The following is a 6572-nucleotide window of genomic DNA, read 5'->3' as shown; positions in this document are numbered from 1 at the left end:
ATGATCGGCGGCGGCGCCGCGTGCGTGCTCAGCGCCATCGTCTCAGCATCCTGACGAGCAGGATCGACACGCCGACCAGCGCAAGCCCGATCGCGGCGAGCCACGCGAACGCGGCGGGCCGGGGATGACTGAGCGCGGCCGTCAACTGGTGCGCGAACGTGACGGTCAACACGATGCCGGGCAGCATCCCGATCGCCGTGCCGACCAGGAAGTCGCGCAAGCCGATGTGCGACGCGCCGGCGACGAGGTTCACGACCGAGAACGGGGCGATCGGCAGCAAGCGCAGCATGGCCATCGCGAGCACGCCCCGCCGGCCGATGTGTTCGCTCAGCCGGTTCGCGCGTGCACCGGCCAGCCGGCGCACCGCGTCGCGCCCCAGCCAGCGGCCCAGCTCGTAGGTGACGGCCGCCGCCGCCATCGTGCCGATCGCCGCATACGCGAGCCCCGGCCATGCGCCGAACACGAGCCCCGTCACGGCGATCAGCAGCGTGACCGGGATCGCGAGCGTCGCCGCGATCACGTAGCCGGCCAGCAGCAGCACCGGCGCGGCAGGCAGTTGCGCGATGCGGGCGGCCGCATGCGACAGCGACGCGACGTTCAGGTGTGCGCCGAGCGGCGTGAAGCGCCACGCGAGCGTGAGCGCGGCGACCAGCAGCACGGCCGTGCCGAGCGCGAAAAAGCGTGCGGTGAGCGGACGATGGTGGTCGTGCGGCACGAATTCGCGGACGAACCGGTCCGGTTCGATCGGCTGTTCCGGGTCGAGCCACGCGCTGACCGGCACGAGCGCGTCGAGCTGCGGCGCGACGGCCGGATCGAGCGTGCGCAGCGTGCGGCCCGGTTTCGCGCGCAGCCGGTCGAGCGCCGCGTTCGGCCGTTCGGCGCCCGCGAGCGCCTCGGCCACTGCCGCGGGCGTCGTGCCGAGATGTTCGGCCAGCAGCCGGTCGCGCATGCCGGCGATCGCGGCGCGGATGCGTGCATCGCCGGCCGCGACGAGCGCCACGCAGCATTCGGTGTCGAGCACCATCGAGCGGTTGTTCAGGTTCGCGCTGCCGATCACGATGCATTCGTCGTCGACGATCGCGAGCTTGCTGTGCACGTTCACGCAGGCGTCGCCGAGCCCGTCGACGTGCGGATACAGCAGCCGGTAGCGGCCGAAGCGGTCGGCCGACGCCAGCGTCGCGTGCAGCCGCGCGCGCAGCACGCCCATCGTCGCTTCCTGCAGCCAGCCGCTCTGCACGCGCGGCGCGACGACCGTCACGTCCGGCCCGTGCGCGTCGGCGAGGCGGGCGGACAGCGTCTCGCGGACCACCGCCGCGGTGAAATACTGGTTCTCGACATACAGGTGCCGGCGCGCCGCGCGGATCGTGTCCTCGACGAGCGCCTGCACCTGTCGCACCGGCTCGCGGCCGCCGTGGCGCGGTACCGTATAGGCGATGCCGAGCCGCACGTCGCGCAGGTCGACGCGCGCGTCCGGCGGCCATGGATCGTCGTCGTCCGGCCGCTCGAGGTGGCGCTGCGCACGGATCGCGATCGGGCGCCCGCACGCCTGCAGCCAGCGTGCCCGCGCCTGCTCGCCGATCGCGGCGGCCGCATCGCCGTCGAACATCGCCTGCACGTCATGGAACGGCGCATAAGGCATTCCGTGCTCGTCGCGGCGGCGCGGGTCGCCGGCCGCGTGCGCGGGCGTGTCCCAGCGCGCCCGCGTCAGGTCGAGTCCGCCGACGAACGCGAGCCGGTCGTCGATCACGACGAGCTTCTGATGATGCGACGCGCCGCGCGGATGCGTGTCGTCGAGCCGGAACACGATGCCGCGATGCGCGCGCCAGCCGGCGCGATACACGGGCGGCCAGTCGCGCTCCAGTGCGTAGATCATCGCGAAGTCCCACGCGAGCACGTAGATGCGCAGGTTGTGGCGCGCTTCGGCGAGCGCGTGCAGGAAGGCCGCGAGCGTGTCGGGCAACCTGTCGCCGGGGGCGCCGGGCGCGAGCCGCATCCGGCTGTCGACGTCCCAGCCGACGATGAACACCGTATGGCGCGCGCGCAGCAGCGCGGCGCGCAGCGTCGAGAAATACGCGTCGCCGTCGACGAGCATCGTGAAGCGGTCCGCGCCGCGGATCGCGTCGCAGTTGCGCCCGCGTTCGAGCAGGCCATGCCGCGATACGTCGCCGGGCCGGGCGGCGTCGGCGGTCGGCTCGGCGGCGCCTGTCGTGCGATCCGGCACGCTCATCGGGCGTCGCCGTCCCAGCCGCCGTCGATGCGCTGCAGCAGCGCGCCGCAGCGTGCGCGCAATGCCAGCAGTTCCGGCGAATCCGCGTCGAGCCGCACGTAGGCGCCGCGGTGCGGGTCGCCGTTGGCGATCGCGATGTCGTAGATGCCTTGCGCGATCGTCGTCGATGCGTTCGCGATCCTGATCCGCTCGAGCCATCCGCATTCGGCGCGATGGCAGGCGAGCCATGCGCGCAGCGCGCCCACGAGCTGGCTGGCGGTGAGCCAGTTGCCGGAGCGCATGCGCGCGGCCAGCTGGCTCGTCACGAGATAGGAAAGCAGGTCGGTCCGGGTCACGCGAAGCTCCTTGGCACGTTGTCGGGTTGGCAGGTTCGTACGCAGGCGATGTTCCGCAGCGTCTCGCAGATCGCGGCAAATTCCGGTCCGCTCGTACGCGAGAAGGAGACGGAAATGTCGTCGGTGTCGGGATCGTCGTCCGACTGCTGGACGATGAACCGCTTCACGCGCACGCGGCCGGGGCCGAGCGCCTCGTGCAGCGTGCCGAGCGTGAGGCCGCCGCGCTCGGCCACGAGCTGCAGAGTGCGCTGCTGGCGCTGCGCGATGAAGCGGCGTTCGAGCGGCTTCACGCCCGCGAGGATCGCGAGCACGATCGCCGTCGCGCCGATCGACGCCAGGTACATGCCGCCGCCCGTGGCAAGGCCGACGCCGGCCACGGCCCACAGGCTTGCCGCCGTCGTCAGTCCGCGCACGACTTCGCCGCGCAGCAGGATCGATCCGGCGCCGAGAAAGCCGATGCCCGACACCACCTGCGCGGCGACCCGGGACGGATCGAGCACGACGCCGTTTTGCCCGCGCACGTCCTCGAAGCCGAAGGTCGACACCAGCATCACGAGCGCGGCGCCCACGCACACGAGCATGTGTGTGCGCAGCCCGGCGGCCCAGTTCAGGCGCTCGCGTTCGAGGCCGATGACGCTGCCGAGCAGCGCCGCGAGCAGCAGTCGTCCGAGCAGTTCGAGGTGGCCGATCATGATGTGCGCTCCTTCCGGCCGGCGCGAGACGGTCCGCCGGCGATTCGATGGACGAAAGGGACGCAAGCCGCGTGCCGGGCGGGCACGGCGCGTGCGCGCAAGGCCGCCGGCGTGCGCGGCGGTCATGCTGCGCGCATTTTTTGCACTGGTATCGCAGATAAGGACAGGAGGCCACCGTGCAACATCAACAGGATGCACAGGTCCGCGACCCGTATCGCGGTCACGAGATCCTCGTGTGGGCGCGGCGCGATGAAAGCGGCGCGTGGCGCGACGAGGTGCAGGTCTATGTCGACGGCGCCCGCATCGAGATGGTCGTGCCGGCACCGGGCGGCCCCGAGTGGCTGACCGAACTCGAGGCGCTGCGCGCGGGCGTGGAGCGCGGACGTTACCTGATCGACAAGCGCGTGGATGACGACTGACCGGCATCTCACTGGCGGGCCGCATGCGGCCCGCGTCTGGAGGCATTGATGAGCGCCCCCCGCACCCTTCATATCTATCGCTACGACCCCGATCGCGACGCGCGGCCGTACATGCAGCGCTACGAGATCGACGTGAACCCGGACGACCGCATGCTGCTCGACGTACTCGGCCGCGTGAAGCGCGACGACGAGACGCTGTCGTACCGGCGTTCGTGCCGTGAAGGCATCTGCGGGTCGGATGCGATGAACATCAACGGCCGCAATGGGCTAGCGTGCCTGGCGAACATGCAGACGCTGCCGCGTGACATCGTGCTGCGGCCGCTGCCGGGGCTGCCGGTGGTGCGCGACCTGATCGTCGACATGACCGATTTCTTCAACCAGTACCACTCGATCCGGCCATACCTGATCAACGACACGCCGCCGCCGGCGCGCGAACGCCTGCAATCGCCGCAGGAACGCGACCAGCTGGACGGGCTGTACGAATGCATCCTGTGCGCGTGCTGCTCGACCGCCTGCCCGAGTTACTGGTGGAATCCGGACAAGTTCGTCGGCCCGGCGGGGCTGCTGCAGGCGTACCGTTTCATCGCGGATTCGCGCGACCTCGGGACGGCCGGGCGGCTCGACAACCTCGAGGATCCGTACCGGCTGTTCCGGTGCCGGACGATCATGAACTGCATGGACGTGTGCCCGAAAGGGCTGAATCCGATCCGGGCGATTTCGGAGATCCGGACGATGCTGGTCAGGCGGACGGTGTGACGCAGGCACCCCCGAGGCCGTCGGCGCCTGTTATTTCCCGGCGAACGCATCGGCATGCGCGGCGCGATGCCGTGCTTCGGCCCGATCCCCGGCCGGATAGAACTGCCGCGCCCATCGCTGAAACACCGGGTACGGCCCGTCGCCCGCGCCCGGCGTACCGTAGCCCGTGTAGTCGCGATTGCTCCACACCATGATGTCTTCCTTGAACACCGGCACGAGCCACAGTCGGTGCAGCAACCGGCCGAGCGCGGCGTAGACGACGCGCTGCAGCGGGGCCGGCCACCTCGACAGCCACGAAAAGCGGAACGAGATGCCGTCCCGGAAGGTCCAGCGCAGCGGCGCGATCTGCACGCCGCACGCGAAGATCTTCGCTTCGAGGCCGATCGCCTTCATTTCATGGTCGGACGACACGCACCCGAGGCCGTGCACGCCGATCAGCGTGCTCCATCTGATGTTCTTCCACGCCATGTCCACCTGCATCGAAATACGCGGGCCGTCGATCACCGGGGCATGCGGTTTCATGTCCTTCCAGCTATGCAGCGCGCCGAAATGCTCGAGGTCGTAGCCGTTTTCCGGCAGGTTCTGCATCACGCCGCGCAGCGTGAATGCCTGGCCGACCGGCGCCGAGAAGCCGGTCATGTCCACGTCGGGCAGTTCCCAGGTCGGCGCCAGGCCGTCGGCGTTCTGCCACACGAATACGAAGCCGTTCCATTCGCGCACGTGCCGGGTGCGAAGCGTCAGCCCTTGGGTGCCGTGCGGGCAGCGGGCGGTGGCGCGCCGGCCGTCGGGGCCGTATGCGTAGTGATGGAACGGGCAGACGATCTGCTCGCCGTCGACCGTGCCGCCGTGGCCGAGATGCGCGCCCTGGTGCGGGCAATACGCGTCGACCGCGCAGGCGACGCCCGATGCGGTCCGGTACAGCACGACATCGCGTCCCATGAACGGCGTCGTGAGCACGCTGCCGCGCTTCAGCTCGCGGCTGAAACACAGTGCGAACCATCCGTCCGGATAGGGCAGCGGCGCGATCTCGTCGGCGGGGCCGGTTGCATTCATCGCGTGCTCCTGCGTCGGCTTGGCACTCATCGCGCGAATGCCCGATCGACGTAGGCGACGGCCGCCGGCCCGGCGCCGTCCTGCCCGTCGGGCGCATCGCCGTCGGGTGCCGGATAGAACTGCGCGGCCCAGCGCCGGAACGTCATGATCGGCATCTCGCCGGCCATCAGCGTCGGGCGCGCGTCGTAGTCGCGGTGATGCCAGATGCGCAGGTCGCGCTTGAACTGCGGCACGAACCACCAACGGTAAGCGGCGCTCGCGAGTACCTCGTGCAGGGCCCGGCGCAGCGGCGACGGCCACGCCGACGCGCGTTCGACGCGCAGTGCCACGAATTCACGGCACGTCCAGCGATCGGGTTCGATCTGCGTCGGGAACAGCACGACCCGCGCATGCAGCCCGAGGTCCGGCAGTTCCATGCGCGCGGCCATGCAGCCCAGGCCGTGCATCGTGATATCCAGCAACAGCCGTTGCCCGAGCAGCACGAGCGTCGAGCGCATCGTCATCCGGTGGCCGTCGGCTTGCGGCGGCTCCAGCACCGGATTCGACCAGCCGTGCACCGGACTGAAATGGTTGACGTCGACGCCGTTCTCGGCCGGATTCTGCAGATTGCCGTTCAGGGTGTGGCACGCGCCGCGCGGCCGCGAATAACCATCGAGGTCGAGGTCGGGCAGCGACCACGACGGCGGTGCGCCCGCACGGTCCTGCCATGCGAGCACGAGGCCGTTCCATTCGCGCACCTGGCGGTGCCGCAGCGTGGCGGCAGGCGGCTTGCCGTCCTGCCCGGCGCGCACGCAGGTGCCGTCCGGCGCGAACGCGAGGTGATGGAACGGGCACACGATCTCCTCGCCGCGCACGACGCCGCCGTGCCCGAGATGCGCGCCGAGGTGCGGGCAATGCGGCGCGACCGCGCGAATCAGGCCGGATGCCGTTCGATAAAGCACGACGTCCTCGCCCATGAAACGCGTGACGACGAGCGCGCCGGGTCTGACGTCGCGGCTGTAGGCCAGCGCGAACCAGCCGTCCGGATAGCGATGTCGCGAGGCGGCGGGCGCGGACACGGGAGGGATCGATGCGTGCATGCGCGTCTCCG

General features: G+C 70.5%; 7 protein-coding genes. 2 read left to right on the top strand and 5 right to left on the bottom strand.

The window, feature by feature from the left end:
* Positions 1-28: 28 nt before the first annotated feature.
* From G3N62_RS23945 to G3N62_RS23935, 3 genes are read right to left on the bottom strand one after another with little or no spacing between them, the layout of a single operon-like run.
* Positions 29-2227: a VTT domain-containing protein gene (locus tag G3N62_RS23945; protein WP_124669521.1), complete on the bottom strand. Its 2199-nt coding sequence runs from the start codon at positions 2225-2227 to the stop codon at positions 29-31.
* Positions 2224-2562: a hypothetical protein gene (locus G3N62_RS23940; protein ID WP_124669520.1), complete on the bottom strand. Its 339-nt coding sequence runs from the start codon at positions 2560-2562 to the stop codon at positions 2224-2226. Before G3N62_RS23940 ends, G3N62_RS23945 begins: the two co-directional genes overlap by 4 nt.
* Positions 2559-3254, bottom strand: coding sequence for an MgtC/SapB family protein (locus G3N62_RS23935; protein ID WP_034190093.1), 696 nt, complete (start codon positions 3252-3254; stop codon positions 2559-2561). Before G3N62_RS23935 ends, G3N62_RS23940 begins: the two co-directional genes overlap by 4 nt.
* A 176-nt stretch (positions 3255-3430) precedes the next feature.
* Between G3N62_RS23935 and G3N62_RS23930 the strand changes: the two genes are divergently transcribed.
* On the top strand, positions 3431-3673 hold the full coding sequence (locus G3N62_RS23930) for a DUF6566 family protein (RefSeq protein WP_034190009.1): 243 nt from the start codon (positions 3431-3433) through the stop codon (positions 3671-3673).
* 48 nt (positions 3674-3721) lie between these two features.
* Entirely contained in the window at positions 3722-4429 is a 708-nt protein-coding gene (locus G3N62_RS23925; protein WP_124669519.1) for a succinate dehydrogenase/fumarate reductase iron-sulfur subunit, read from the top strand.
* Between the two features lie 30 nt (positions 4430-4459).
* Here G3N62_RS23925 and G3N62_RS23920 read toward each other — a convergent pair whose 3' ends face one another.
* The gene (locus G3N62_RS23920; RefSeq protein WP_241013186.1) at positions 4460-5482 is read right to left on the bottom strand and encodes a Rieske (2Fe-2S) protein; all 1023 of its coding nucleotides are present in this window, start codon (positions 5480-5482) and stop codon (positions 4460-4462) included.
* Positions 5483-5508: 26 nt separating this feature from the next.
* Entirely contained in the window at positions 5509-6561 is a 1053-nt protein-coding gene (locus G3N62_RS23915; RefSeq protein ID WP_124669517.1) for a Rieske 2Fe-2S domain-containing protein, read from the bottom strand.
* Positions 6562-6572 lie beyond the last annotated feature (11 nt).

This window comes from Burkholderia sp. Tr-20355 (assembly GCF_017104685.1).
GTDB classification, from domain to species: domain Bacteria; phylum Pseudomonadota; class Gammaproteobacteria; order Burkholderiales; family Burkholderiaceae; genus Burkholderia; species Burkholderia seminalis.
The sequence above is the reverse complement of the archived record's forward strand: the minus strand, read 5'-3'. Positions and strand labels throughout refer to the sequence as shown.

Coding starts and splice junctions, on each gene's coding strand:
- G3N62_RS23935 (WP_034190093.1), bottom strand. CDS start 3,254: ATGATCGGCCACCTCGAACTGCTCGGACGACTGCTGCTCGCGGCGCTG.
- G3N62_RS23920 (WP_241013186.1), bottom strand. CDS start 5,482: ATGAATGCAACCGGCCCCGCCGACGAGATCGCGCCGCTGCCCTATCCG.
- G3N62_RS23925 (WP_124669519.1), top strand. CDS start 3,722: ATGAGCGCCCCCCGCACCCTTCATATCTATCGCTACGACCCCGATCGC.
- G3N62_RS23915 (WP_124669517.1), bottom strand. CDS start 6,561: ATGCACGCATCGATCCCTCCCGTGTCCGCGCCCGCCGCCTCGCGACAT.
- G3N62_RS23945 (WP_124669521.1), bottom strand. CDS start 2,227: ATGAGCGTGCCGGATCGCACGACAGGCGCCGCCGAGCCGACCGCCGAC.